The organism is Roseateles sp. FW305-36, assembly GCF_058787015.1.
The window spans coordinates 1-576 of sequence record NZ_JBYSZK010000065.1 but is presented as its reverse complement, the minus strand read 5'-3'; the positions used below and the strand labels follow the sequence as shown (position 1 = coordinate 576).

General features: G+C 57.5%; 1 protein-coding gene. It reads right to left on the bottom strand.

Annotation, left to right across the window (positions count from 1 at the left end; translation table 11 throughout):
- A partial coding sequence (locus AC3WOE_RS30580; RefSeq protein ID WP_492696334.1) for a condensation domain-containing protein occupies positions 1 to 576 on the bottom strand: 576 nt, incomplete at both ends.

Below are 576 nucleotides of genomic sequence, written 5' to 3'. Positions count from 1 at the left end.
CTGCACCTGCGCCTCGAACAGCTCGTGCACCAGCCCTTCGGGGTACGTCACCTCGGTCTGGTTGAAACCCACCAGCAACTGCTCTCGCTCCTGCACCGGCAGGATGTCCAATTGCGCAAAGCGCAGATGCGCAAGCTGCTGATCTGCGTGAGCCTTCGCAAAAACTTGTAGCACCTGCTGCAGGTAATCCACATAGCGCTGGATGCTGGTCTCGCTGAAGAGCGAGGTGTGATATTCCAAGAATCCTCGGATCTGCGAACTGTTGCCCTCCTCTTCCCAAAGGAACAACTCAACATCAAATCTGTTGCTGGTTCTGTTTGCGTGTATTTCACGAACAGTCACCCCAGGAAGTTCAAGTTCGAGATCCTCAAAACTTTGAAGAACCAGGCTGGCCTGAACGATCGGCATGTGAGCCAGGCTGCGCGTGGGTTTGACGATCTCGACGATCTGCTCAAACGGCAGCTGCTGGCGGTCCTGCGCCTCGATCGCCACCTGACGTGCCTGGCGCAGCAGCGCCTGGATGCTGGGGTTGTCCGCAAAGCGCAGGCGCAGCGGCAGCGTGTTCACAAAGAACCC